Raw genomic sequence first — 23119 nt, forward strand, 5'->3', positions numbered from 1 at the left:
GTTGCGCCGGTGAGAGCGACTCGAACTCGTCGAACACACGCATACACGACAAGAAGTCCGTAATCGGCATCATCCGTCTTCGCTACTGCCTATGTCACGCTCCAACTTCAACGTTCAAAGCTGAGTAGCTTAGAAAGCCGTGCACTTGGTGCACGGTGCGTTGAAATGTTCAGAGTGTACCTTTTCGTTTCCGAATTATGATTTCTCTCACTCGTTCAGCGTGATTTGACTCGGATTGAACGAACGCTGTGAGGATGGCCTCGACGATCTCGGAGCGGCTGGCTCCGAGATCGTCACACTCAGCAACTAATTCGTCCACTTCTTGTACGATCTCTTCGTCAACAGCAACGCCGAATTTCTCTTTGCCCATGTCTATAACCCACTAAAAATGGCGTGCACCAAGTGTACAGCGTTTTGAGGAAGTCAACGAAACCATGAGAACCGTTCTATGACACCCTCCATCTTTGTTTTAGGTCCTTGACGAAAATTATATATATAGTCCTAACGCAACGAAGAATGGATCAACAATGGGGGAAGATCCGGTAATACACAAACGAGTTGCGGGGAGTAGCCTACCACGTGTCACCAAGTCACGTGTCGCAAAGACGGGGGTACTGATCCTCTTTTTGACGGTTCTCGGCCTCGTTGCGGTACAGACGGCCGCCGCCCATGGAGCACCGTCGGATCCAATTGGCCAGGGGTTGGCCTGTTACGAGGAGGTCAAGAATGAGGGAGAGACAAACGAGATGTGTGAGTTTGCACGCGAGCAGAGCGGACAGGCAATCTACAACTGGCAGGGAATTCGCGACGGTGATGCGGGCGGCGATCACCAGGAGAACATCGATGACGGTGAACTCTGTAGTGCCGGAAGCGAAAGATACGCTCCGTACGATGAGCCAGGAGACTGGCCTTCGACGACGATCGAGCCCGGTACGCAGACGTTTACTCTCGATCTGACCGCGCCACACGAAGCCGAGTACTTCAGGTTCTACATGACCAAGGATGGATGGAATCCAGACACCGCGCTTGCGTGGGACGACCTAGAACAGATCCACGAAACGGGTCCAATGAGTCCCACTGAAACGACGGAGATCAGTGGTGTGGACGTCCCCGACCGCGATAACAAGGAACACGTCATCTACATGATCTGGCAGCGATCCGATTCGCCAGAAGCGTTCTATTCGTGCTCTTATGTTGACATTGCCGGCGCTGATGATGGCAACGATGACACGCCAGATCAGCCCGACACGCCAACTGACACGCCAGATCAGCCCGACACGCCAACTGACACGCCAGATCAGCCCGACACGCCAACTGACACGCCAGATCAGCCGGACGTGCCCGCGTGGGACTCCGGAGCCACGTACACGAGCGGCGACCAGGTGACCTACAACGGCAAAACGTGGGAGGCCAACTGGTGGACGCAGGGTGACGAACCCGGTTCCTCCGAGTGGGGTCCCTGGGAGCAGGTCTCAGGCGATGACACGCCAGATCAGCCCGACACGCCAACTGACACGCCAGATCAGCCCGACACGCCAACTGACACGCCAGATCAGCCCGACACGCCAGATCAGCCCGACACGCCCGATCAGCCGGACGTGCCCAAGTGGAATTCGAGTACGGCCTACACAAGTGGAGATCAGGTGAGCTATGACGGCGAAACGTGGGAAGCCAACTGGTGGACTCAGGGTGACGAACCCGGTAGCTCCCAGTGGGGGCCGTGGGAACGAGTAGAGTAGTGAGAAGGTAACATTTCCACCGGAAGAAGCGAATCGACTCCTTTTTTACAGTTGCTGGTCGGGCGGCGAGCGGAAAATCCTATGACTGACTGCCAGTCCCTGTGATTCACGACGGTATCAGCCAGACTTGTCTCTCGATGGATCGACGGTGCGTTCGACGCGTTTGAGCTCTGTTCTCCGGCGTGTGAAGCGGGCCGTCGTTCGTGTGCACAATCGTCCGCTGTGATCCAAATCGATGACGAGCAGTATTGGCTGTACGCCGCTGTCGATCCAGACACAGCTGACGGCTGACTCAGATCGTTCAGCTTTGCATGGAATCAGCGTATCTGAACACTACCTCGACGGGCAAGCAAACGCGGATTTAAGGAGGGCGCGGAGCAAACATGCGGTATGGCTGCTGGACTTTCCGACCGCGTTCGCGAAATCGCCGAGGCTCGGGGCCTTCCCGAGTCCGAGGTTTTCGAGCGCGCGCTCGAACGCGGTCTCGAAGATCTGTGGGAGGATCTCGCACTCGCACAGTACTTCGACGGAGAGCTCAACCGCGAGGAAACCATCGAACGCGTCGGTCGGACGAGGGTCGAGCGTGCCGAACGGGAGCGTGAGGTCGTCGAGGAAGACGTCGACTGGGGCCTGAACGCGTGACGCTCGCGGCCGTCTCGGATGCCGGGCCACTCATTCACCTCGCCGAAATCGACTCACTCGACCTACTGTCAGCGTTCGATAGGCTCCTGATTCCGGAGACGGTCTACGAGGAAGTCGAGACGGGTGGCGTTCCCGAGGGAGTATCCGAATTCTCGTACGAACTCGTCGAAGCAGACGAGACGAGAGTCACATCCGAAGAGCTGGATGCAGGAGAACGTGCGGCGTTAGCAGTCGCACAAGAGTGTGAAGTGGTGCTTCTGACGGACGACTTCGCTGCTCGGGAGGCTGCTTCCGACGCGGGCGTCGAAGTCCACGGTTCCATCGGAGTCGTCGCACTGGGATACGGCCGCGGATTACTGGACAGGAGCCAAGCGGCGTCACTCATGCGAAGACTCCAGCGTGAGACGAGTCTCTTCGTGACCGAGGCGGTCGTAGAGCGCGGCATCCGGATGCTTGACGAGCAGTAACGAAACGAGACGACTCTATAGCCGCGCTAAACACAGTCATCGTGGATAGATTGTGAGTCGTGAGTGCCGGTGCCACACTTCGGTGTCGAGACGGGGACCGCCGTCGTCCGGTCGACTGATACCGTCGACCGTCGCTTCGTGAGAGCCTTCGCCACCGTCGAGTGACGGCGTCGCTCACAGAGTTCTGTCACTGAATGCATAAAATAAATGCTGCCCCCCGTCCGACACACCGACAATGGTCCTCTCGGACGTTTTGCTCGCCCCTCTGGGACTGGCGGCCCTCCTCCTGGCAGTGCCGATCGTGGTGTTGTATCTCGTTCGCCCGGACCCACAGGAGCTCACACTGCCGACGTTCCGGTTTCTCGTCGCCGGTGAACGCCAGCAGTCGTCGACGCCGTTTCTGGAACGGATTTCACGGAGCCTCCTCCTGGTGTTGCAGGTGCTCGTCGTGCTCGTGCTCGCGGTCGGACTGGCGACGCCGTACGTCACCGTCTCCGAGCGGGCGACGGTCGAAGAGACGGTCGTCGTCGTCGATACGAGCGCGTCCATGCAGACCGAGGCCGACGGCGAGACACGCTTCCAGCGGGCCGTCGCGGCCGCCCGAGAGGCGGTGACGGGGTCGACCTCTGTCGTTACCACGACCGACGGGGGAGAGGTGCTGCTCCAGCGGGGCACGCCGACGACGGCTCGGGAGACGCTGGCGGGGCTCGACCCGACAGATGCACCGGGGACGCTCGGCGGCGCTGTCTCACAGGCCGCATCGCTCGCCGGTGAGAACGGCAGGATCGTCGTTCTGAGCGACTTCGCGGGCGAGGAGTGGACGACCGCAGTCACGACGGCGCGGGGACGGGGCCTCTCCGTCGACCTCCGGCAGTTCGACCGCGGCGGCGAGGGGAACGTCGGCTTCGTCGACCGCCGGTTCACCGGCTCGGAGGTGACGCTGTCGGTGAAAAACTACGGCGACTCGACCGTCACGCGGACCGTCCGGCTCGGCGACGCCCAGCGCGACCTGCAGCTCGGACCCGACGACGTCGGCTCGGTGACGATGCCGGTCCCGGCCGGCGGGAGCGAGGCCCGGCTCGGTCCGGGCGACAGCTTCCCGACGGACGACAGCGTCTACGTCGCCGCGCCGCCGGACGCGGCCGTCGACGTACTGGTGGTGACCAACGACCGGAACCGGTATCTCACCACCGCGCTGTCGGTGGTCGACGCGGTGAACGTGACGGTCAGGCAGCCGCCGACGACGATCCAGGCCGAGTACGACGTCATCCTGTACAGCAACGTCGACCCGAACGCGCTGTTGCCCGGCAACGTCGAAACCGGGCGCGAACTGGTCGAAGACGGTGGCGGCGTGGCGGTGCTGGCACAGGACGATCTCCCACAGCGGTACCGGGACCTCCTCCTCGTCGACCCCGGCGAGACCCGAACGGGCGCGACAGTGACGCGGACGGCACAGACACAGCTCACCCGCGGCATCGACTTCCAGCCCCCACAGGAGTACGTTGCGGGCTCGCTGCGCTCGGGCTCGGTCCAGGTGGGGCTGAGCGACGGGACGCCCCTGATCGCGACCGACGACCGAGACGGTGGCCGCGTCATGTACTACGGCTACATCGAGGATCGGTCCAGCTTCAAGTTCAACTATCAGTATCCCGTGTTCTGGAAGCGGGCAGTGTACTACCTCGCGGACAGGGAACCGCTGCCGGCCCTGAACCACGAGACCGGCGAGACGGTGCGGTTCGGAAACACCACCGTGGAGGGGCCGGACGGCCCCGTCACCGGCAACGCAGTCTCGCTCCAGCGAGCCGGCCACTATCGGAGCGAGAGCCGGCAGGAGAGCGCGTCGCTGCTGGACGAGAGCGAGTCGAACACCGCCGTCGAAGCGTTCGATCGGCGCACCGGGACGGCCGGGAACCTCACCCGGACCGAACGGCGGTCGGTGCCACAGCCGTTGACCGAGTACTTCGCACTGGGCGGGCTGGTGCTCGTGCTGGCCGAGATCGGCTATCTTCGCCGACGGGGTGATCTCTGATGAGAGTCTCCGCCACCATCGCGGACGGACTCACCGTCGGCGTCGAACACCTCTGGCCGCTGCTCGTCCTGCCGATCGCGGTCGGCGTCCTCGCGTCTCTGGTCCGGCGTGGGAGCGGCGGGCCCCGATCGGCCTCGAACCGGAGCCGTCGGCTCCTGCTGGCCAGTCGCGTACTCGTCGTCTGCCTGCTCGTCCTCGGGGCGATGGGACCGTACACCGTCCAGACCCGCGAGACGCCGGGCGAGCCGGGCGTGACACTGCTGACAGACGAATCCGCGAGCATGGGGATCTATCCGAACACGACCGACGAACTGGTACGGGACATCGAAGACGAGGGCGTCCCGGTGACGCGAGTGACGGTCGGCAGCGAGTCCGAGTCGCGGATCGGTGACGCCGTGGCGGCGAACCTCCGGGAGAACGGCACGATCGCCGTCGTTTCCGACGGTCGCGCCACGGCGGGCCGGAGCCTGTCGACAGCCGCCGCCGACGCCGACGCGCTCGACGCGACCGTCCACGGCGTCACGCCTCGGTCGCCACGCACCGAGCGAGCCGTGGCGATAGCTGGGCCATCGACTGTGAGCCGCGGCGTCCAGACCAAATACACCGTCTCGATGCGGGGTGTGAGCGTCTTCGAACCCGTGCCCGTGACGGTGACGATCGACGGCGAGACGGTCACTGAGGGCGAGCTTCGACCGGACGGAACGCTCACCGTCGATCACACGTTCGAGGAGCTGGGGGCACACCGCGTGACCGCGACGCTGTCTGGCGAGGACGAGTACGCCCGAAACGACGTGTTCTACAGGAGCGTCCGGGTCGTCGAACAGCCCGACGTGCTGTACGTCTCACGGGGCGAGTACCCCCTCCGGAACTACCTCGACTCGCTGTACAACGTCACGACGGTAGCGTCGGTTCCGTCGGCGCTCGACGACTACGCCGCCGTCGTCGTGCAGGACACGTCGGCGAGCGACGTGGGGAACGCCACCGCGCTCCAGGAGTTCGTCGTCAACGGCGGCGGGCTGGTCGTCGCAGGCGGTGACAACGCCTACGAGAACGGCGGCTACGAGACGTCGCCGATCGGCTCGATGCTCCCGGTCCAGGTCGGGAACGCGACCGGCGGCGAGTCGAACATCGCCGTCCTCGTCGACGTATCCAGTAGCGCCGAGAGCGGGCTCTCGATACAGAAGGCCGTCGCCCTGGACGTGCTCGATCAGCTCGGCGACGAGAACCGGGTCGGCGTCGTCGCATTCAACCACAACGCGTACCGCGTCTCGGAGCTGCGAACGCTCGGCCAGAACCGGGCGGAGACCGCCGAGAAGATACGGCAACTGGAGAGCGGCGGCGCGACGGACATCGCCGTCGGCCTCCAGGGGGCCGACGAGCTGCTGGGCGACCGCGAAGGGACGATCATCCTCCTCAGTGACGGCCAGGACCGCCTGGGCCCGCCAGCGGCCGTCGCAAACCAGCTGGGCCGCGAAGGGACGCGCGTCGTCTCGGTCGGGGTCGGCAAGCGCGTCGGCGTCCCGACGATGCGCCAGATTGCCGACGAGTCGGGGGGCTCGTACTTCGCCGCCGACGAGACCGAGCGGCTGCGACTCCTCTTTGGCGGCTCCTCGCGGCGCTACCGGGGAGAGAACCTCACCGTCGTCACCGAGGACACGTTCATCACTGCCGGCGTCGAGCTGACGGCCGATCCCGGTCGAGCCAACAACGTCCGCGTCAAGCCCGGGGCCGACTACCAGGTCGCTACTGCCGACGGGAAGCCGGCGATCGCCTCCTGGCGGTTCGGTCTCGGCCGCGTGGTCTCTCTGACCGCCTACGACTCGGACAACACGATGGGCGGTCTGCTCGACCGGCCGGACTCGCTGGTCGTCACGAAGTCGGTCAACTACGCCGTGGGCGATCCCACGCGTACGCAGACCGGCGTCACGTCGGTCGACGACGCCCGCGTGGGGCGGCCGACGACACTGACCTACCAGGGCGACAGCCGCCCGGACGCGGCGAACGTGTCCGTCCGACAGGTGGGCGATGGTCGGTATCGCGGCGAGTTCACGCCCCGGAACGCGGGGTATCAGACGGTGCTCGACACCGAGTACGCGGCCAACTACCCCGTCGAGTACGCGTCCTTCGGCCCGAGCGACAGCCTCGACGCGCTCGTCGAACGGACGGGGGGCCAGACGTTCAGCCCGGACGAGGGCGAACAGATCGCCAGACAGGCCCGACAGAAGTCCACCCGCGTCCGCACCGTCCGGGAGAACTGGGAGTGGGTCGCCCTGCTCGGCGCGCTCCTGGTGTTCACCGCCGAGGTCGTCGCCCGGCGCGTTCAAGTGTACCGCGGTCGCACCACCCTGGAGAGTGGTCTCCCGTGAGCGCAATCGGCCGCCGTCTCAACCTCGGGCTCGTGGCGCTCGTCGTCCTCTCGACGGTCGGCACCGGCGCGACGACGGTGCTGTACCAGGACTCCGCGAGCGAACTGCGATCGCAGAATCAGGAACTCAGACAGGAAAACGCCGAACTCCGTGAGAACCTGGACGACACCAGAGGTGAACTCGACTCCACCCAGGCCCGCGTCGACGAACTCGAAGCGCGACTGGAGACGCGATCGAAAGACGTCGATCAGGTCGCGACGAACCTGAACCGGACCGAAGCACAGTTGAACGCCACGGAAAGCCAGCTGGCAGAGACCAGGCAGTCGCTGCGCGAGAGCGAGGACCGCGTCGAAGAGCTGGAGGGGACAGTTGGCTACCTCCGGAACAAGCGGGACTCTCTCCAGACGGAAGTCGACGAACTCGAATCGACGGTCGAGGATCTGGAGACGGAAAACGAGGAGCTGGCCGACGAGCGCGACGAACTCGAAGACCAGGTGTCGGACCTGCAAGCGGAGATCGAGGACCTGGAGTCACAGATAACGACGCTCGAAACCGAGGTCGCGGAGCTCGAAAACCGAAACCGAGAGCTGCGAGACGACATCGAGACGCTCTGTGACCAGCCGGACAATCAGGACAAAGCCACCTGCGAGGACTACTGATGGACGGACTCGACACCGACACCGGCGAACGGAGCGGCCAACCGCCCACAGAAGAACGGGAACGAGCACGCGAGCGCATGGCCGCAGCCATCGCCGAGGTCAGATACGAGGGCAAGAAGGCCGCGTTCGTCTACGCCGTCGTCGACGCGGTGCTGGTCGCTCTCCTGGCGAACGTCGTCCTGACTGCCCTCTCGCCGGCCGGACTCCCGACACGGGTGTCGGTTCCGGCGGCGATGACGGAGCCGATCGGAGCCGCCGTCGGCCGGTCGATACCGGCGCTCTCGCTCCCCGCGGGCGCGGTCGTCGGCATCGCTCTCGGAGGGGGCTGGCTCCTCGGCGAGTACCTGTACCGGGTCCGCCAGCCTCTCGTCGAGCAGTTCGAGGCGGCCAACGCGAACGTCACCGACGCGCTCCGTACGGCCCGAGACGCCGTCGAAGACGGGGCCGAGACGCGGATGGCGGCCCGGCTCTACGAGGACGTGCTTGCGGGTCTGAAACAGAGTTCCAGCACTGCACTGGTCGATAGCCGGCGGCTGGCCGGGACACTCGTCGTCGTGCTCCTGGTGAGTCTGGCGACAGTGCAGGTGGCCGTCGTCGACGTCAGTCTGCTCGACCGCGACCCGGTCGAGACGGAATCGACGGACGACGGACCCGACGAGTACGGGGGGCTCGAAGACGGTGACGCCATACTCGGCGACAGCGAGGACGTCCAGGCGGGCGAGGAGAACCTCACCGCCGAGATCGACTCGACTGGCGGCGACCAGGAGGTGGATCGAAGCCAGGAGTTCTCGTCCTCGGACACCGACGGACCGGGGAGCGCAAGCGGCACGGTCGACAGCCGGCAGGCCGGGTTCGCCGGCCAGGAAGAGATCGAGGACGCGGCCCTCGTCCGCGAGTACAATCTCAGAATCAGAGAACGAGACGCTGACGACGGAGACACCGACCAATGAGCTCAGAGCAAGACATCGACGCACTACAGCGGAAGATCGCGGACGCACGTGAACAGATCGGCACGCGAATCGTCGGACAGGAGGAGGTACTGGAGCAACTGCTCGTCTGTATCCTGGCCGACGGCAACGCCCTGCTCGAATCGAACCCCGGGCTGGGAAAGACGACGATGGTCCGGACGGTCGCGGCGGTGACCGACCTCCAGTTCTCCCGGATTCAGAACACCCCCGACCTGATGCCGTCCGACATCACGGGGACCGAGATCATCCGCGAGACCGACAGCGGACGCGAGTTCGTCTTCGAGAAGGGGCCGGTGTTCGCCAACGTCGTGCTGGCCGACGAGATCAACCGGGCGACGCCGAAGACACAGGCCGCCCTGCTGGAAGCGATGCAGGAGAAGCAGGTGACCGCCGCGGGCGAGACCCACGAACTGCCGCGCCCGTTTTTCATCCTCGCGACCCAGAACCCCATCGACCAGTCTGGGACCTACGCGCTCCCGGAGGCCCAGACCGACCGCTTCATGCTGAAGCTGCTGGTCGATTACCCCGACTACGACGAGGAGCGCACGATCGTCGACATGAACACCGCCGGGGCGGAGCAGGTGCCCGTCGAGCGCTCGCTGACCCGCACGGAGATTCGAGCGGTCCAGCAGCTGGTCCGCGAGATGCCCATCGCCGACGACCTGCGCGACCGAGCGGTCCAGCTCGTCCGCCGGACCCGCGAGGCCGACGACATCGAGTTCGGGGCCAGCCCGCGAGCGAGCATGGCGCTCGTACAGACGGCGAAGGCGCGGGCGTTCCTGCACGGCCGCTCACACGTCGCGGGCGAGGACATCGAGGCACTGGCCGCTCCCGTGCTCCGCCATCGGATCGTCGTGGACTTCCGGGCCGAGCGGGAGGGGCGGACGGCGGACGACCTCGTCGCGTCGCTACTGGAATGAGTTCCCCGGGAATCGCAGTTCCGCGGACGGGCCGGCCACTTCGGGAGGGCGAGCCGTGACTATCGAACCGGACTTTCTGGACGAACTCGGGCGGTTCAGCGCCGCGCTGAACCGCCAGACGACCTCGATTCGACAGGGCGACCAGCGGTCGCCGCGGGTCGGTGACGGCCTCACCTTCAGCGATTACCGCCGCTACTCGCCGGGAGACGACACGCGACGGATCGACTGGAAGCTGTTCGCCCGGACCGAGGAGTACTTCATCAAGCAGTACGAGGAAGAGCGGAGCCTGACCGTCCACCTGCTCGTCGATACGAGCGCGTCGATGGACTACGGGGACGCGTCGAGCCACAAGTTCGAGTCCGCCGCCAAGCTCGCGCTCGGTTTCGCCTACCTCACGGCGGCGGAGAACAACGACTTCCGCTTTTGTACGTTCCGTGACCGGGTGGACCGTATCGACACCGGCCAGTCGAACCGGGGGGAACTGCTCTCTCTTATCGACCAGTTGAACGAGTCGACCCTCGCCGGGCAAGCGGCGTTCGAGTCGTCGCTGGCGGCCTACGCCGAGCGCATCCGCTCGCGGTCGCTCGTCGTGGTGTTCAGCGACTGTTTGACCGAGCCCGAGGAACTGGAGGCCGGCATCGCCGCACTCGCACGCAACGACGCCGACGTGCTACTGGTCCGCGTCGTCGCCCCGGAAGAACGGGACCCCGGCGTCGTCGGTGACGTGCTGTTCGCCGACCCCGAGAGCGACGAGACGCGCCGGTCGTACTTCAGCGGCTCGCTGGCCGAGAGCTACCGGTCGCGCCTCGACGCCCACGTCAATTCGGTGTCGAACCGCGTTACGGCACTGGGTGGAGACCACGTGCTGGTCGAGACCGGCGAGGAGTACTTCGACTCGTTCGCGAGCGTGTGGCTACAGTAGCCAGATGGCGGCAGGGTCGAGACACTCGTGTGGACGCGTTCCGACGGTGTCAGTCGCCACGGACGAGGCGGAGCCCGCCACCGACGGCAATCCCGACGCCGCCGAGCAGCGACACGACGACCCCGATCCCGGCCCCGTCGAGTCCGGCCACGAGGGCGATCCAGTGGCCCGCGACCAGCGCCGCGACCAGGCCCCCCGCGAGTGCCACCCGGCCGGCGGTCGCCGAACCGCGCATGACGGCGACCGTCGCCAGGACGGCGAAGGCCGCGAGGACGGCGACGAAGCCGTTGGCTCCGAGGCCGACCGTCGTCCCCGCGGCGGTGACCTCCCACGGGAGGAGCGCCCCGACGACGACGGCGGCGACACCGAGGACGGTCAGTGCTTCGGGTGCGGGGAACTCGTCGCTCACGATCCCATCCACCTCGGTCGGGTCGGCACGTCGAAGCGGTCGGTCACGACCAGCCCCAGTCCCAGCACGGCGGCGATCCCCACCGGGAGCCAGTTGCCGAAGACGGCGTTGATGGCCCCCCAGAGGATGACGAAGCTCACCATGTCGTCGAGCATGAACGCGCAGGACCGCAGTCGCTCGCCGAGCGTCTGCCAGTCGAACCCCCAGTCGAGCAGCAGGACCGCCACGGTGGCCGAGAGGATCCACCCCTCGTAGTTCGAGCGGGGCACACCGTAGTAGCTCCCGCCGCCGTACTCCCAGAAGCCGAGCGCGACCGCGCCGGGGTCGAGCACCAGATCGATCGCCAGCACGGTCGCGATCACGGCCGGCAGGCGGAGCCACGGGTTCGTCGCCTGCTCCCCGAGCAACAGCGTACACAGCAGGTAGCTGTTGACCACCAGCGGGACGAAGAAGATCGGCAGTCCCAGCGGCACCTCGCCGGCCAGCATGGGCCCCAGCGAGACGCCGTAGGCGAACTCGCCGTAGGGCCAGCCGGTCGCGATACCGACGAACTCGATCGCGTAGGCGTAGGCCGTCAGCAGCGCCAGCGCGACGCCCGCCCTGCGGTCGACGAGGGGCGCGAGTCCCGCCCCCAGCGGGAGCCGCATGACGAGCGTCCCCAGCAGGATCAACAGGGGGTGAAAGGCGAGCGCGTCGGGCAGCCACGGCGGCTGCAAGGCGCTGGCGGTCAGCAGGACCGCGCCGGTCACCGGGAAGACGACGGCGATGGTGAAGCGGTTCTCCAGCACCAGCTCGTCGAGGCGATCAAGCGCCCGCTCGCGGGTCGGCGTCGCCAGCAGGTCATCCATGCAGCATCACCCACAGGCCGACGAGCGTGAACGACATGCCCACCAGCGTGTTGATCGCGGGATACCACCAGTAGGCTCGGTGGACGTCCACGCCGGCCAGCGTGATCCCGAAGATCAAGACTGGGTAGAGTCCGAGCAATGCACCGAAGACCGGGTGGACGAGGCCGAACGTGGCCGCTGCGGCGGCCCAGCAGGTACCGCAGTAGTAGTAGGTTCGGCGCTCGCCGAGCCACGTCGCGGTCGTCCGGATCCCGGCCTCTCGGTCGGGTTCGATGTCGGGGATCGCAGAGAACGTGTGCATCCCCATCGACCAGAGCCACGCACCGACGACCGCGAGCGTCGGCGGCAGCGCGCCCTCGATAGTGGCGTAGGCGATCACCGCCGGCAGGACGTACAGCCCGTTCGACAGCGAGTCCAGCAGCGGCGTCGTCTTGAAGCGTGCCGGCGGGGCGCTGTACTCGACCGAGAGGACGGCCCACGCGGCCAAGACGAGCAGCGCGACGGTCGGCAGGAAGGGGACGAACGCCAGCGCGGCGAGGCCCGACAGCGCGATGGTCCCGAGGACGACCGGGTCGCGCTGGAACCGCACTTCTTTGCCCTCCTCCTCGTCTTTCTTCGGATTGTACTCGTCGACGTCGGCGTCGAAGGCGTCGTTGACGCCGTAGAGGAAGACGTTCGCGGGGACCAGAAAGTACGCGAACAGCGCGACGGCGATCGGCGCGAACAGCTGGGCCGAGGAGTCGGCGGCGTAGGTCACGCCGATGATGACCGGCCCCGCGAGGTAGAGCCAGAAGCGGGGCCGCGAGAGCCACAGGAGATATCCCAGGCGCGACTCCTCGGAGGGGAGCAGGGTCGCCAGCCGGTCGCTGAGAGCGGCGCTCATGGTGGAGTGGTGTCGGGGCGGGGTCTTAGCGCTGGTCCTCGATCAGTTCCGTGGCCGTGTGTTCGCCGCTGATCAGACACATCGGGACGCCGACGCCGGGCCGGGTGAAAGAGCCGGTGAAGTACAGCCCGTCGACGGCCGACGAACGGATCGGCGGGCGCAACAGCGAGGTCTGACGCAGCGTGTGTGCGAGTCCGAGTGCCGTCCCCTCGGTCGCGTTGTACCGGTCGGCGAAGTCAGAGACGGCAAAGCCCTCCTCGAAGACGATCCGGTCCCGGAGGTCGACGCCGGTGTTCTCGGCGATGTCGTCGAGGATCTGCTCGCGGTACTCGGCCCGGATCTCGTCGCCGTCGTGGAGGTCCGGCGCGATCGGGACCAGCACGAAGAGGTTCGAGTGGCCCTCGGGCGCGACGGTGTCGTCGGTCTTCGAGGGGACGCACAGGTAGTAGGCGGGATCGTCGGGCCAGCGCGGGCGGTCGAAGATCGCGTCGAAGTGGTCCGACCAGTCCGTCGGGAACACGAGCGTGTGGTGTTCGAGCGGTTCCACGTCGCCCTCGACGCCGAGGTACATGAGATACGCGGAGGGTGCAAGCGTCCGGTCGTCCCAGTAGTCGTCGTCGTACTGGCTCTCGTGGTCGGGCAGGAGGTCGCGCTCGGCGTGGCCGTAGTCGGCGTTGACGACGGTCTCGTCGGGCCGGTACACGTCGCCGTCGACCGTCTCGACGTGGAAGCTGTCGCGTCGCTTCGTGATCTCGTCGACCTCGCTGTCGGTGACGTACTCGACGCCGAGTTCGCGGCCCAGCTCGACGAACGCGTCGATCACGACACCGATCCCGCCCTCGCCGTCGTCGCCGACAGGGTAGTAGACGCCGAGGTTGAAGTCGACGTGGCTCATGATGTTGTACAGCGCCGGGGTGTTCTCCGGCGAGCCGCCGAGGAAGACCAGCGTGTACTGGACGATCTGTTGGAGCTTCGGGTGCTCGAAGTACTCTTCGACGTGACCCTGCATCGAGCCGACCAGGGAAAGCCCGATCGGCGCGGCCCGCATCACGCTGGGATCGATCCAGTCCCGGAGGCGGGGACGGTCCGTGTAGACGAAGTCCTCCATCGCCGTCTCGTAGTGGTGCTTGCTGGTCGCGAGGTAGTCGTCGAAAGCCTCGCTGGCACCGGGCTCGTAGGACTCGAACGTCGACCGCATCGCGTCGAGATCGCCCGAGATGTCGAGCCGGTCGCCGTCCTTGAAGAAGATCCGGTAGTGTGGATCGAGCCGTTCGAGATCGTAGTAGTCGCCGGGCTCGCGGTCGAAGTGAGCGAAGAAGCGCTCGAACACGTCGGGCATCAGGTACCACGACGGCCCCATGTCGAACCGGAAGCCCTCGGCCTCCAGTCGGCTGGCACGCCCGCCCAGCTGCTCGTTTTTTTCGAGCAGGGTCACGTCGGCACCGGCGTCGGCGAGGAAACAGGCGGCAGAGAGCCCGCCGACGCCGCCACCGACCACGACGATCTCCTCATCAGACAGATCACTCATTACACGAACGAAAGACGGCGTCGGTGTTAAATTGCGGCCCAAACCTGTAGGGGCCTGGTCGGCGAACCGGGACCGCCGGTCGACCGGTGACCGACGGAGTTATTAACGGAGATATTTGTGTTACCAACGTGGCTGCAAACGAAGTATCAAGGTTCACAACGATCCGGGATCGATTCTCGATTCCCGGGATCGCGGGCGTCGTCGCGCTGGCAGTGCTCTCGCCGCTGGCGGTCGCGCTGAACGCGGAGAAGGTCCTGGTCATCGGGTGGGTCGCGTTCGTGGCGATGGCCGTCGGCGCGTGGTTCGGCGGCCGAAGTGAGACCACCAGCGCCTACCGGCTCGTCTGGGGGTACGGACTGGCCAGCGGTGCGATGGTCACGAGCGCGGCGATGTTCCTGCTCCCACAGGCGATGGGGCTGGGACAGGGTGCCGGCTCCGCACGGCTGGGCGGGATCGGCGTCGCCGCCGGCATCGCCGTCGGCTACAGCTCGCACACGATCAGTCACCGGCTGACCCACGTCGAGACCTCCTTCGACGTGACCACGCTGGAGATCACGGCCCACGCGCTGTCGGCCGGCCTGATCATCGGCCTCGTCTACGCCTCGATGCCCGATCCGGGCTACCTGCTCGGGCTCGCGATCGTCTCGCACAAAGGCCCCGCCGGCTACGCCGCCGCCCGGCGACTCGCCCGCGCCGGCAAGTCGACGACTGCGCTGTTGCTCCCTGCGGCGGGCGTCGGACTGACGGCGATCCCCATGGCGTTGCTGTCCGTTCCCGACGCACCGGCGGTCAAGGCGATCGTCTTCGGCTTCGCCGCCGGGATCTTCCTCCACATCGCGATGGACTTCCTCCCGAAGTGCGAGGCCGGCAGCGAGATCGACGAGGTCGTCCAGCTACAGGAAGGCGCACACCACCTGCTGGACGAACTCCGGACCCACGCCGTCGCCTCGACGATCGTCGGCGTCGTCGCGGTCGTGGCCGCGTGGGGACTGGTCTAACCGTCGCCCGCCGATTCACCGTTGCGACGATCACTGCGACAGTCACAGAGACCGCGCCACTGTCGTCGCCGGGAAGCGCACGTTCACAGCTCTCGGTAGGTCTCGGGGTCGTCCAGCTCCCAGAGCAACTCGGGTAAGAATCCGTCGAGGTGCTCGATCACGAGGCGCTCGGAGACGTTCAGCCCCTCGCAGTGCTCGTGGGCGGTGTCGCGGATCGAGACGTGCATGTCCCCGCCCTCGCGAGCGGTCGCGTCGCCCTCCTCGACGGTGACGTGGAGCGGGAACACCGAGCAGCGGGCGGGCTTCCAGTCGTGTTCGTCGTGCAGCGCACAGAGGCCGTCCTCGCGCAGGAAAAAGCAGGCCTGGCCCGCCTCGTCGACGTGCTCCTCGCGGTCTTTCTGTTCCTGGCGGACGAAGTCCTGCCCGCGAAACTGGGTCGTCGACTCGTTGAGGTTCTCTCTGGCGGCCAGCTCCATGAGGTCCTTCTCGTACAGGAGGACGCCGTGGTGACAGCACCACGTACACTCCTCGACGCACTCGAAGGTCAGCGCGGGGTCGAAGTCGATCACGGCCTCCTTGCCGGGGTAGACTTCGACTGTCGTGGGCTGGGTCGACACTGCCGGCCCTTGGCGGCCGGCGAGCAAAAGGGCGACGGCTCAGGACGACGGGGACACGTCCTCGCGGACGCGCGCCCCGGACACGACGATCTGCGACCCCTCGCCCGTCCGCTCCAGGGCCACCTCCCAGCCCTGGACTCGCACCAGCGTTCGCACTTTCGGTAGCGCGAGCCCGGTCTTCGTGTCGGTCAACCCACCGGAGTACTCGAACAGCTCGTCGTCGGCCAGTTCCTCGGGCGGAACCCAGTCCGTCTCGACGACGAACCCGTCCGGTCGGATCGCGACGCGTCCGTCCGTGCCGCCGTTGTGCGAGAGGAACCGGAAGATGCTGACGAACAGTTCGTGGAGCCGCGTGCGATCGGCCTCGATAGTCGTCGCTGGCGGAACGTCGACAGCGACCCCGTCCGGCTGGGCCGCGTCGCGAGCGTCGGCGACGACTTCGTCGAGACGAATCAGCGCCAGTTCGTCGACGGTCCGGCCGTGGCGAGCCAGCGTCGACAGTCCGTCGACGACGGTCTCCATCTCGCGGGCGCGCCGCGAGACCGTCGACAGCGTCTCGCGAGCCTGCCCGACGTTGCCCGCTTCCAGTGCCGTACCCGCCGCCGAGACCTGGCCGCCGACGACCTGCAGGGAGTTGAGCAGTTCGTGTCTGATGCCTGCAGAGAAGTCCTCCAGCTGTTCGTTGTGGCGTTCGAGCTCCTGGCGCTGGCGCTCCAGTCTGGTCACGTCGACGAACACGAGCATCCGACAGATGTTCGACTGGACGCTGGTCAGCGGACTCGCGTTGACCAGAAAGTACCGCGTCTCGTCGCCCTCGACGGCGACGATCTCCTGGCCCGAGAGCTCCTGACCGACCGGGAGTGCGGCCGTGACCGACCGGCCTCGCGTCCCCGACAGCGTCGGGAAGAGCCGGGCCGCGGCGTCGTTGTACTCCCTGATCCGATCGTCCTCGTCGAGGAAGACGACCGGCTCGGGGATGTCGCCGGTCAACTGGATCGCGAGGAACCGGTCGCGAGCGAAGAACAGCACGCCGACGGCGAAGGCCGCGACCCCCAGCGGCGCGTAGATGATGTCGATCAGCGCCGTCGACTCGAAGGCCACCAGGTCCAGCGCGATCGGCAGCACCGTCAGCGCGGTCAGCCCGCCCAGCGACCGCGTGTCGTACCCCGCGTTGGCGAAGGCCTCGAACAGCATGAACAGGCCGACGGCCGCGAGGACGTACGCCAGCCCGGTCGCCAGCCAGTGGACCGTCCCGTGCTGGATCGCGAGGTGCGTGAACGGCTCCTGCACCATCTGGGCCGTGAAGTATCGCTCGTGGATGGGATTGGTGAGTTTGATCCCCACGACCAGGGCGTACAGCCCGAGGCCGACGAGTTGCATCGAGCGGGCCTCGTGGTAGGTCCGGTCGGTGTAGGCCGAGCAGAAGTACAGCCAGGCGAAGACCGTCCCGAAGCCGACGACGAGCCCGGCGGTGTACCACGCCACCTTCAGCGCCGTCGTGGGACTGTAGATGATGCCCAGATACGTCAGCGCCCACAGTCCCGAGGTGAGCAACAGTCCGATCAGTCCGTACCGGGTGTCTCGGTCGTCGACGGTCCGCGCTCTGGCGAGACTCCCGAGACAGGCGAGTGCAGCGACCAGGAAGAAAACGCCGTACACGGCCTTCAGTGAGAACCCAAGTAGAGCCGACATTCGGTCGTTCGACGCTAGTCCGCTCGCAAATAAATAGCCGCGGTTCCAATATCAGAATCTAATAACTACCGGCCAGAGAGAGTGTGTGTCGTCGCGATTCGTATCAGTTGTACTCGCGCCAGCGGTTGCCACAGTCCTAGCGCTTGGCGAAATGATTTAGCGTAAGCACTGCATAAGCTTTATTGGGCACTGTCTAGTTCTGGACCACCTCAGCTGGCGTTCGTCCGTTGAGTGCTTGATTGGGCCGTTCGTGGTTGTAATGGTGTCTGAACCGTCGTAACCACTGTCTGGCACTCGATTGACTGCCCCGCCAGTACGTATGGAAGCGGTCGATTCGCATGGTGACGGTCTGGAACCATTTTTCGATGTGGTTCCGAGTTCGATAGTCAAGCCGACCGCTCAATTTGTGGCGTGCGAGGGCAGTCAGATAGCCGCCAGAATCAACGAGAAACTCTGTGTCGTCGAGATCGTGTTTCTCAGTGAGTCGATGCAAAAACGCCGTCCTCAGAAATCAGAGACTTCTGATGTGCGAACGAGAGCAGCGCTCTCGTTAACGCCGCGGGATCGGTCCCGCGGCGGCTGAATACATCGATTTCGAGCAATAACTTTGAGTTGGTGTCGATCGCAGCGTAGAGCCACTGTTTCTCACCGTCAACCTCGATCTGCTTCTCATCAACCGCGACCCGCGACGGCGACGCCGTCGGCGGGTCGCTCTGTGCTTCAGACGGCTCTATTGAATCGCCATAGGGCAGTCGATTCTATCGAGATAGACGATCAATAGTCGGATTTTGACCGGGAGAGCAGTTGACCAGCTGGGGAGTATATCAACGTCACCTGCGATCTGATCGTGTCGATGTCGATTTCCGTGAACGAAATCAATCGGATCAGGCCATCGAACACCGGAAAATCGACGCTACCCCGACGCTGTCTAGTGATTCAATGGAGCCCTTCAGACAGTGTATGCACCCAATTCCAGACCGCGCCGTGAGAGCGATCGACACCCAACAATGCTAAGATCGCCACCGTCTCCCTGATCGACAGCCCCGCCGTGTGGAGACGCACCCCAAACCGCCGGACGGGTGTCGGGGTGCGCTCGTTCTCCCAAACGTCTTGGCTGTCCATTTCCAACGTCGCTCTTGCTCAAGCTAGCGAAAAGACTCCGTTGTATGGAAAGCATCCCGTCTCCTGCTATCAGCTGTGACCAAACAACCAGCATTCGGCGGGATGCTTCAGCAACTTGTATCGCTTGGCGCTTTGGAGTTTCGGCCCGAGCCGCTCGACGCCATCGTCGAGCGGCTCGGGCCGAAACTCCAAAGCGCCAAGCGATACAAGTTGCTGAAGCATCCCGCCGAATGCTGGTTGTTTGGTCACAGCTGATAACAGGAGACGGGATGCTTTCCATACAACGGAGTCTTTTCGCTAGCTTGAGCAAGAGCGTACTCTCAACTATACCAGTGGATTTCTGGGAGTGCCGACAGCATTGCCACTCAGAGAATCGGCGTTAGCCCAGACTGAGCGGCTATCTACCCGATTCCGGTCTCCTTCTTTAGCAGCGTGAGCGTATTGTCGGCCGTCACGATCGGTGAATGCTCGTACTCGCCGGTCAATACGATCTAGACGAGCAAATCAACCGCTCGCCAGATTGAGTACAGCAGACAGGCGAACGCGAAGTAGAAAAACCGGAGTCCGAAATGCTTCGAGGTTGTCGCGGCCATGAACCGCTTGATACTCTTGTAGCCGCTCTCAATCTCCCACTGGTAACCGTACTCAGTGAGGTGCCCGCTCCCCAGATTCGTCATGAACACCGAGTATTGCCGGTGGTCCTCGTGTTCAGAGTCCTCTTTCCGTCGGTTGATTAGCGTTGTCTCGTGCCACTCGTTCTTCCCGAGGTGGAGCTTCCGATCAGTCTCATATCGATCTTGATCACGGTGGAGCAATCGCTTCGCCTGCGCTTTCTCGCTGGTCTGCATCCGTTTCGGAACGACGTAGGAAAGCCCGCGCTGGCTGAGTATCTCCAGAACGTGTTGGCTATCGAACTCCCGGTCCATCAGGACGTTATCGACATGAATGAGGTCCTCAGCCGAATCCAGCAGGTCCTCGACGATCTCCTTTCGTGACTCTCTTTGCCGTACCGGGCGCGCGTCCATCACGATTGGGACGGCGTTCCCGACCAACTGGACCGTCGCCCACTGATAGGCGTACTCGTCGATCTGCTCTTTCGTCCCGATAATCTCGTCTTCGTGGCCCGTTCGATCGCCCGTGAACGGATCGGCTTCGGTGATGTCGATCGCGACGATTCCAGCTCGAAAGAACGCCTCAGCCTCTGCAACCTCTTCCAGCAGCCCGGCCTCTCGGTACATCTCCCGAACCGCTGGTATCGAAAGACCACGAATGTGGTCGCGATGGGCATGCCCGAGTGGTGTGCGATCACGCGTTGATTCGTGGATGAAACTCCGAGCGCCCTCGTTCGCAGCGAGGTTCTTTTGAAGTCCGAGGTAGGTCTGTAACCCCCAGTACGCGTTCTCGTGAATCTCACATCCCTCACCGCGATTCAGTGAGAATGCAGGGAAGACTATACAACTGAAGTGGTTGGTGATTTTCTTGGTCCGCTTCAGAACGGTCTGATCGTCCGGTGCTGAGTCATCTTGATCATCATTTCTATAGCTGAGCTTTCGGTCTGGTTCTCGTGGAACTATGAGACCCGCATCCTGGGCCTTGATCAGGATCGTTCGAGCTGCCGTTTCGACTGTCTCGCGGAGTTCGGTCGTGAATCGGTGGTGCCAACTGCGCCATAGAGTCGATTGATCCGGCATACGCTCGAAACCGAGATCGCAACGGAGTTCGGGTCGCGTCGAAGGAACGTCAAGAGTGCCGTTTCGTGGTCCCAACCGTGGATCTCTTTGAGCAAGAACAACCGCACCAATTGCGGCATCTGGTACCGCGTGGAGCCAGAATACTCGTCATGCGACCCGAAATAGACGTATTCCAGCGGGTACTGAGAAACGAACTCTCCAATCGAGTCGTGGATGTCGTGTTCGAACCAGACTCCGGCGACGGTTCGAATGTCTGATTGGAGAGCAGATACCGAACTGCGGTCGTACAGCGGTGTCGACCCGTATACAGGCCACTCGACGTGCTGTAACTGTGCAATGGTTCGAAAGACGTCCCGTCGTGATTGCTCTGTTGATGGCATTAGTCGAGAATATTCCGTCCGAGAGACGCTGTAAGGTCTTCTCAGTCAGGAGAGACAGCTATGCTTCGAAGACAGCTAGGGGACCACGTTGCTATGCGGAACGCGGTCGGATGCTACCAGTCGAGGGGACCCCCGCTCTGGTATTCGGTCACCTGCGTCTCGAAGGGATTCTCTTCCTTGCTCAGGTTAACTTACTCGAACATCCATGGGAACGGATTGTCAGTCCCGTACTGTTCCGGTAAGTCGAGCTGTCCAGGGCGCCGGTCGACGATGTGTTCGACGTACTCGGCGAACTGCTCGGTACTCATGCCAAGTATTTCGTCAGGACACATCTCGTAGGTGTGATTTTCTCTAACTCGACCGCTTCGGTGATCAGGTCGACTACCTCGTCGCCGAACTCGTCGATCCACACCCTGGGATTCTCCGACCAAATCTGTTTGATGAAATCCACGCCGAAGCCGTCAAGGACCGAGGCACGCATACACCGAGGGGTAGAGTGGCGTAGTTTACATGGACCACTCTATCATACCGGCCGATGGGAGATCAGCTCTCACAGGCCTTGCATTCGAGGATGTCTCGGCTGAACTTCTGTGCGGCGTTGACACTGTGTTGGTAGTAGAGACTCTTCACCCCTTTCTTCCAGGCCTCGATGTAGAGCTGGTTGATCTCCTTGACGCTCACTTCGCTCGGATCGATCGAGACGTTCAGGCTCTGTGCCTGATCGATGTGTTTCTGCCGCTGGGCTGCCTGGTTGATGATCGCCTTCTGTGGGATCTCGGCGAAGGTCTTGAACACCTCCTTCTCCTCGTCGGTCAAGCAGTCGAGGTGTTGCACGCTCCCGTCGTTCTGTGCGATGCTGTCCCAGACCTCGCGCTCGTCTCTGCCTCGCTCTTTCAGTATCGCCTCAAGGAACCGGTTCTTCTGCGTCGACTTCAGCTTCGCACCGTCGCGGACGAAGTAGTTCGATTTCAGCGGTTCAATGCTCGGACTGACCTGCCCCAGGATGACACTGCTGGATTTCGTCGGGGCCACGCTCATCGTCGTCGCGTTCCGGCGACCGTAGCCCTCGAGCACCTCCGGCTCGCCGAACTCCTCGGCGAGCCGACGACTCTCCTCGTAACTTCGCTCCTCGATGGTGCGGAAGATTGCCTCGTTTTTCTCCATCGCCTCCATGCTGTCGAACGGAATCATCTCGCTCTGGAGGTAGCTGTGCCAACCGAGGACGCCGATACCGATCGCCCTGTGCCGTTTCGCAAACCGCACTGGGCGTTCCATAAACTGCGTCCCCTCCGCCTCTTGGATGAACTCCTCCATGACGGCGTCGAGGAACCGCGTCAGCGTCTCTACTGCGTCGGTATCCTTCCACTCGTCGTAGTGGAGGGCGTTCATCGACGAGAGACAACAGACGAAACTCTCGTCTGGCGTCGCTGGCAGCGCGATCTCGGTACACAGGTTGGAGCCGTTGATCTCGTAGTCCTTGTCCTTGTAGACCTGTGGCTTCCCGTCGTTCATATTGTCCCGGAAGATGATGTACGGGACACCGATGTTGATCCGCGTCTCGATGATTTTTGCCCACGTCTCTCGCTTCTCCTCGTCGCCGTCAACCATCGCCTGGAACCAGTCGTCACCGATGATGACGCCGTAGTAGATGTCCTGTACGGGGTCGCCCTCGGTCTTGATATTGAGCCACTCGTCCAGGTCGTCGTGTTCGACGTCGATGTACCCCGCGAACTGGCCGCGCCGCGTCTCGCCCTGGCTGACGACGTTGATGATCGTGTCGAACAGCTCGGTGAAGCTGTAGCTCCCGTTGCTCTTGCCGTTATTCGTGATCGGGCTGCCTCTGGGCCGGATCTCGCCGAAGTACGCGCTGGTCCCGCCGCCCAGCTTGGTCATCTCGCCCACTTCGGCCTGCGTGTAGAGGATGCTCTCCATATCGTCCTCCATGTAGCTGCCGAAGCAGCTGATGGGCAGGCCTCGGTCCAGACCGAAGTTCGACCACACCGGACTCGCGAGGCTGTAGAAGCCCCGACTCATGTAGTCGTAGAACTTGTCCGCGAAGCCGTCGTCGTCCAGGATCTCCTCGGCCCGCTCCGCGATCTCCCTGACCCGCTCCTCGGCCGTGACGCCGTCGAGCAGGTATCCCTCGTCGAGGAACGCCCTGCTGTCCTCGTTCAGCCAGTAAAACGGTTCCTCGTGCTGCTGGTTGACCTCGTCGAGTGCTGGTTCTGTTTGTGCCATT

Annotated in this window: 19 protein-coding genes and 5 pseudogenes; 12 read left to right on the forward strand and 12 right to left on the reverse strand. The window is 64.0% G+C overall.

Annotated features, from left to right (window positions below; all coding sequences use genetic code 11):
* Positions 1–169: 169 nt before the first annotated feature.
* The gene (locus tag HALKA_RS0102045; RefSeq protein ID WP_018256434.1) at positions 170–370 is read right to left on the reverse strand and encodes a ribbon-helix-helix domain-containing protein; all 201 of its coding nucleotides are present in this window, start codon (positions 368–370) and stop codon (positions 170–172) included.
* A 157-nt stretch (positions 371–527) separates the two neighbouring features.
* Between HALKA_RS0102045 and HALKA_RS19900 the strand changes: the two genes are divergently transcribed.
* The 10 genes and pseudogenes from HALKA_RS19900 to HALKA_RS0102095 all read left to right on the forward strand — a co-directional run bounded on the left by HALKA_RS19900 (position 528) and on the right by HALKA_RS0102095 (position 10712).
* Complete coding sequence (locus tag HALKA_RS19900; RefSeq protein WP_049919912.1) at positions 528–1739, forward strand: lytic polysaccharide monooxygenase; 1212 nt, start codon at positions 528–530, stop codon at positions 1737–1739.
* Positions 1740–1925: 186 nt separating this feature from the next.
* Positions 1926–2018 (forward strand): annotated as a pseudogene (locus HALKA_RS22305) (IS6 family transposase); the annotation flags it as partial.
* Positions 2019–2129: 111 nt separating this feature from the next.
* A complete protein-coding gene (locus HALKA_RS0102055; RefSeq protein WP_015762338.1) occupies positions 2130–2381 on the forward strand; it encodes a hypothetical protein in 252 nt (83 codons plus the stop codon).
* Complete coding sequence (locus tag HALKA_RS0102060) at positions 2378–2848, forward strand: PIN domain-containing protein (protein WP_015762337.1); 471 nt, start codon at positions 2378–2380, stop codon at positions 2846–2848. Before HALKA_RS0102055 ends, HALKA_RS0102060 begins: the two co-directional genes overlap by 4 nt.
* Before the next feature lie 235 nt (positions 2849–3083).
* Positions 3084–4877, forward strand: coding sequence for a BatA domain-containing protein (locus HALKA_RS0102070; protein ID WP_018256436.1), 1794 nt, complete (start codon positions 3084–3086; stop codon positions 4875–4877).
* A complete protein-coding gene (locus HALKA_RS0102075) occupies positions 4877–7243 on the forward strand; it encodes a vWA domain-containing protein (protein ID WP_018256437.1) in 2367 nt (788 codons plus the stop codon). The genes HALKA_RS0102070 and HALKA_RS0102075 overlap by 1 nt, the downstream gene beginning before the upstream one ends.
* Positions 7240–7902: a chromosome partition protein gene (locus tag HALKA_RS0102080; RefSeq protein ID WP_018256438.1), complete on the forward strand. Its 663-nt coding sequence runs from the start codon at positions 7240–7242 to the stop codon at positions 7900–7902. Before HALKA_RS0102075 ends, HALKA_RS0102080 begins: the two co-directional genes overlap by 4 nt.
* A complete protein-coding gene (locus HALKA_RS0102085) occupies positions 7902–8852 on the forward strand; it encodes a DUF7502 family protein (protein ID WP_018256439.1) in 951 nt (316 codons plus the stop codon). The genes HALKA_RS0102080 and HALKA_RS0102085 overlap by 1 nt, the downstream gene beginning before the upstream one ends.
* Positions 8849–9790 (forward strand): AAA family ATPase, encoded by a 942-nt coding sequence (locus HALKA_RS0102090; RefSeq protein WP_018256440.1) that lies wholly within the window; start codon positions 8849–8851, stop codon positions 9788–9790. Before HALKA_RS0102085 ends, HALKA_RS0102090 begins: the two co-directional genes overlap by 4 nt.
* A gap of 55 nt (positions 9791–9845) precedes the next feature.
* A complete protein-coding gene (locus HALKA_RS0102095) occupies positions 9846–10712 on the forward strand; it encodes a DUF58 domain-containing protein (RefSeq protein WP_018256441.1) in 867 nt (288 codons plus the stop codon).
* Between the two features lie 49 nt (positions 10713–10761).
* Here HALKA_RS0102095 and HALKA_RS0102100 read toward each other — a convergent pair whose 3' ends face one another.
* From HALKA_RS0102100 to HALKA_RS0102115, 4 genes are read right to left on the reverse strand one after another with little or no spacing between them, the layout of a single operon-like run.
* Positions 10762–11121 carry a hypothetical protein gene (locus HALKA_RS0102100; RefSeq protein ID WP_018256442.1) on the reverse strand — a complete coding sequence of 120 codons (360 nt, stop codon included), beginning with the start codon at positions 11119–11121 and terminating at the stop codon, positions 10762–10764.
* On the reverse strand, positions 11118–11969 hold the full coding sequence (cruF, locus tag HALKA_RS0102105; RefSeq protein ID WP_018256443.1) for a bisanhydrobacterioruberin hydratase: 852 nt from the start codon (positions 11967–11969) through the stop codon (positions 11118–11120). Before cruF ends, HALKA_RS0102100 begins: the two co-directional genes overlap by 4 nt.
* Complete coding sequence (locus HALKA_RS0102110; RefSeq protein WP_018256444.1) at positions 11962–12852, reverse strand: prenyltransferase; 891 nt, start codon at positions 12850–12852, stop codon at positions 11962–11964. Before HALKA_RS0102110 ends, cruF begins: the two co-directional genes overlap by 8 nt.
* Positions 12853–12877: 25 nt before the next feature.
* Positions 12878–14380, reverse strand: coding sequence for a bifunctional phytoene desaturase/3,4-desaturase (locus HALKA_RS0102115; protein WP_018256445.1), 1503 nt, complete (start codon positions 14378–14380; stop codon positions 12878–12880).
* A gap of 128 nt (positions 14381–14508) precedes the next feature.
* Between HALKA_RS0102115 and HALKA_RS0102120 the strand changes: the two genes are divergently transcribed.
* Positions 14509–15378 carry a ZIP family metal transporter gene (locus HALKA_RS0102120; protein WP_018256446.1) on the forward strand — a complete coding sequence of 290 codons (870 nt, stop codon included), beginning with the start codon at positions 14509–14511 and terminating at the stop codon, positions 15376–15378.
* A gap of 83 nt (positions 15379–15461) precedes the next feature.
* Here the strand turns inward: HALKA_RS0102120 and HALKA_RS0102125 are convergent, their stop codons facing one another.
* The 4 genes and pseudogenes from HALKA_RS0102125 to HALKA_RS0102140 all read right to left on the reverse strand — a co-directional run.
* Positions 15462–15995 (reverse strand): YkgJ family cysteine cluster protein, encoded by a 534-nt coding sequence (locus HALKA_RS0102125; RefSeq protein WP_018256447.1) that lies wholly within the window; start codon positions 15993–15995, stop codon positions 15462–15464.
* A 39-nt stretch (positions 15996–16034) separates the two neighbouring features.
* Entirely contained in the window at positions 16035–17687 is a 1653-nt protein-coding gene (locus tag HALKA_RS0102130) for a histidine kinase N-terminal 7TM domain-containing protein (RefSeq protein ID WP_018256448.1), read from the reverse strand.
* 193 nt (positions 17688–17880) lie between these two features.
* Positions 17881–18412: pseudogene (locus tag HALKA_RS18955) on the reverse strand (integrase core domain-containing protein); the annotation flags it as partial.
* Positions 18413–18641: 229 nt separating this feature from the next.
* Positions 18642–18809: pseudogene (locus HALKA_RS0102140) on the reverse strand (IS6 family transposase); the annotation flags it as partial.
* 75 nt (positions 18810–18884) lie between these two features.
* Here HALKA_RS0102140 and HALKA_RS22310 point away from each other — a divergent pair.
* On the forward strand, positions 18885–19064 hold the full coding sequence (locus HALKA_RS22310; protein ID WP_155119350.1) for a hypothetical protein: 180 nt from the start codon (positions 18885–18887) through the stop codon (positions 19062–19064).
* Between the two features lie 146 nt (positions 19065–19210).
* On the opposite strand, the pseudogene HALKA_RS18960 reads toward HALKA_RS22310, so the two are convergent.
* The 3 genes and pseudogenes from HALKA_RS18960 to HALKA_RS0102165 form a co-directional block, all read right to left on the reverse strand.
* A pseudogene (locus HALKA_RS18960) lies at positions 19211–20880 on the reverse strand (transposase).
* Positions 20881–20993: 113 nt separating this feature from the next.
* Positions 20994–21340, reverse strand: a pseudogene (locus HALKA_RS22315) (ribonucleotide-diphosphate reductase subunit beta); the annotation flags it as partial.
* A gap of 83 nt (positions 21341–21423) precedes the next feature.
* On the reverse strand, positions 21424–23118 hold the full coding sequence (locus HALKA_RS0102165; RefSeq protein WP_018256453.1) for a ribonucleoside-diphosphate reductase subunit alpha: 1695 nt from the start codon (positions 23116–23118) through the stop codon (positions 21424–21426).
* Between the last annotated feature and the right edge of the window lies 1 nt (position 23119).

Source organism: Halomicrobium katesii DSM 19301 (assembly GCF_000379085.1).
Taxonomy (GTDB): domain Archaea; phylum Halobacteriota; class Halobacteria; order Halobacteriales; family Haloarculaceae; genus Halomicrobium; species Halomicrobium katesii.

Coding starts and splice junctions, on each gene's coding strand:
- HALKA_RS0102110 (WP_018256444.1), bottom strand. CDS start 12,852: ATGAGCGCCGCTCTCAGCGACCGGCTGGCGACCCTGCTCCCCTCCGAG.
- HALKA_RS0102115 (WP_018256445.1), bottom strand. CDS start 14,380: ATGAGTGATCTGTCTGATGAGGAGATCGTCGTGGTCGGTGGCGGCGTC.
- HALKA_RS0102055 (WP_015762338.1), top strand. CDS start 2,130: ATGGCTGCTGGACTTTCCGACCGCGTTCGCGAAATCGCCGAGGCTCGG.
- HALKA_RS0102045 (WP_018256434.1), bottom strand. CDS start 370: ATGGGCAAAGAGAAATTCGGCGTTGCTGTTGACGAAGAGATCGTACAA.
- HALKA_RS0102090 (WP_018256440.1), top strand. CDS start 8,849: ATGAGCTCAGAGCAAGACATCGACGCACTACAGCGGAAGATCGCGGAC.
- HALKA_RS0102130 (WP_018256448.1), bottom strand. CDS start 17,687: ATGTCGGCTCTACTTGGGTTCTCACTGAAGGCCGTGTACGGCGTTTTC.
- HALKA_RS0102165 (WP_018256453.1), bottom strand. CDS start 23,118: ATGGCACAAACAGAACCAGCACTCGACGAGGTCAACCAGCAGCACGAG.
- HALKA_RS0102085 (WP_018256439.1), top strand. CDS start 7,902: ATGGACGGACTCGACACCGACACCGGCGAACGGAGCGGCCAACCGCCC.
- HALKA_RS0102075 (WP_018256437.1), top strand. CDS start 4,877: ATGAGAGTCTCCGCCACCATCGCGGACGGACTCACCGTCGGCGTCGAA.
- HALKA_RS19900 (WP_049919912.1), top strand. CDS start 528: ATGGGGGAAGATCCGGTAATACACAAACGAGTTGCGGGGAGTAGCCTA.
- cruF (WP_018256443.1), bottom strand. CDS start 11,969: ATGGATGACCTGCTGGCGACGCCGACCCGCGAGCGGGCGCTTGATCGC.
- HALKA_RS0102070 (WP_018256436.1), top strand. CDS start 3,084: ATGGTCCTCTCGGACGTTTTGCTCGCCCCTCTGGGACTGGCGGCCCTC.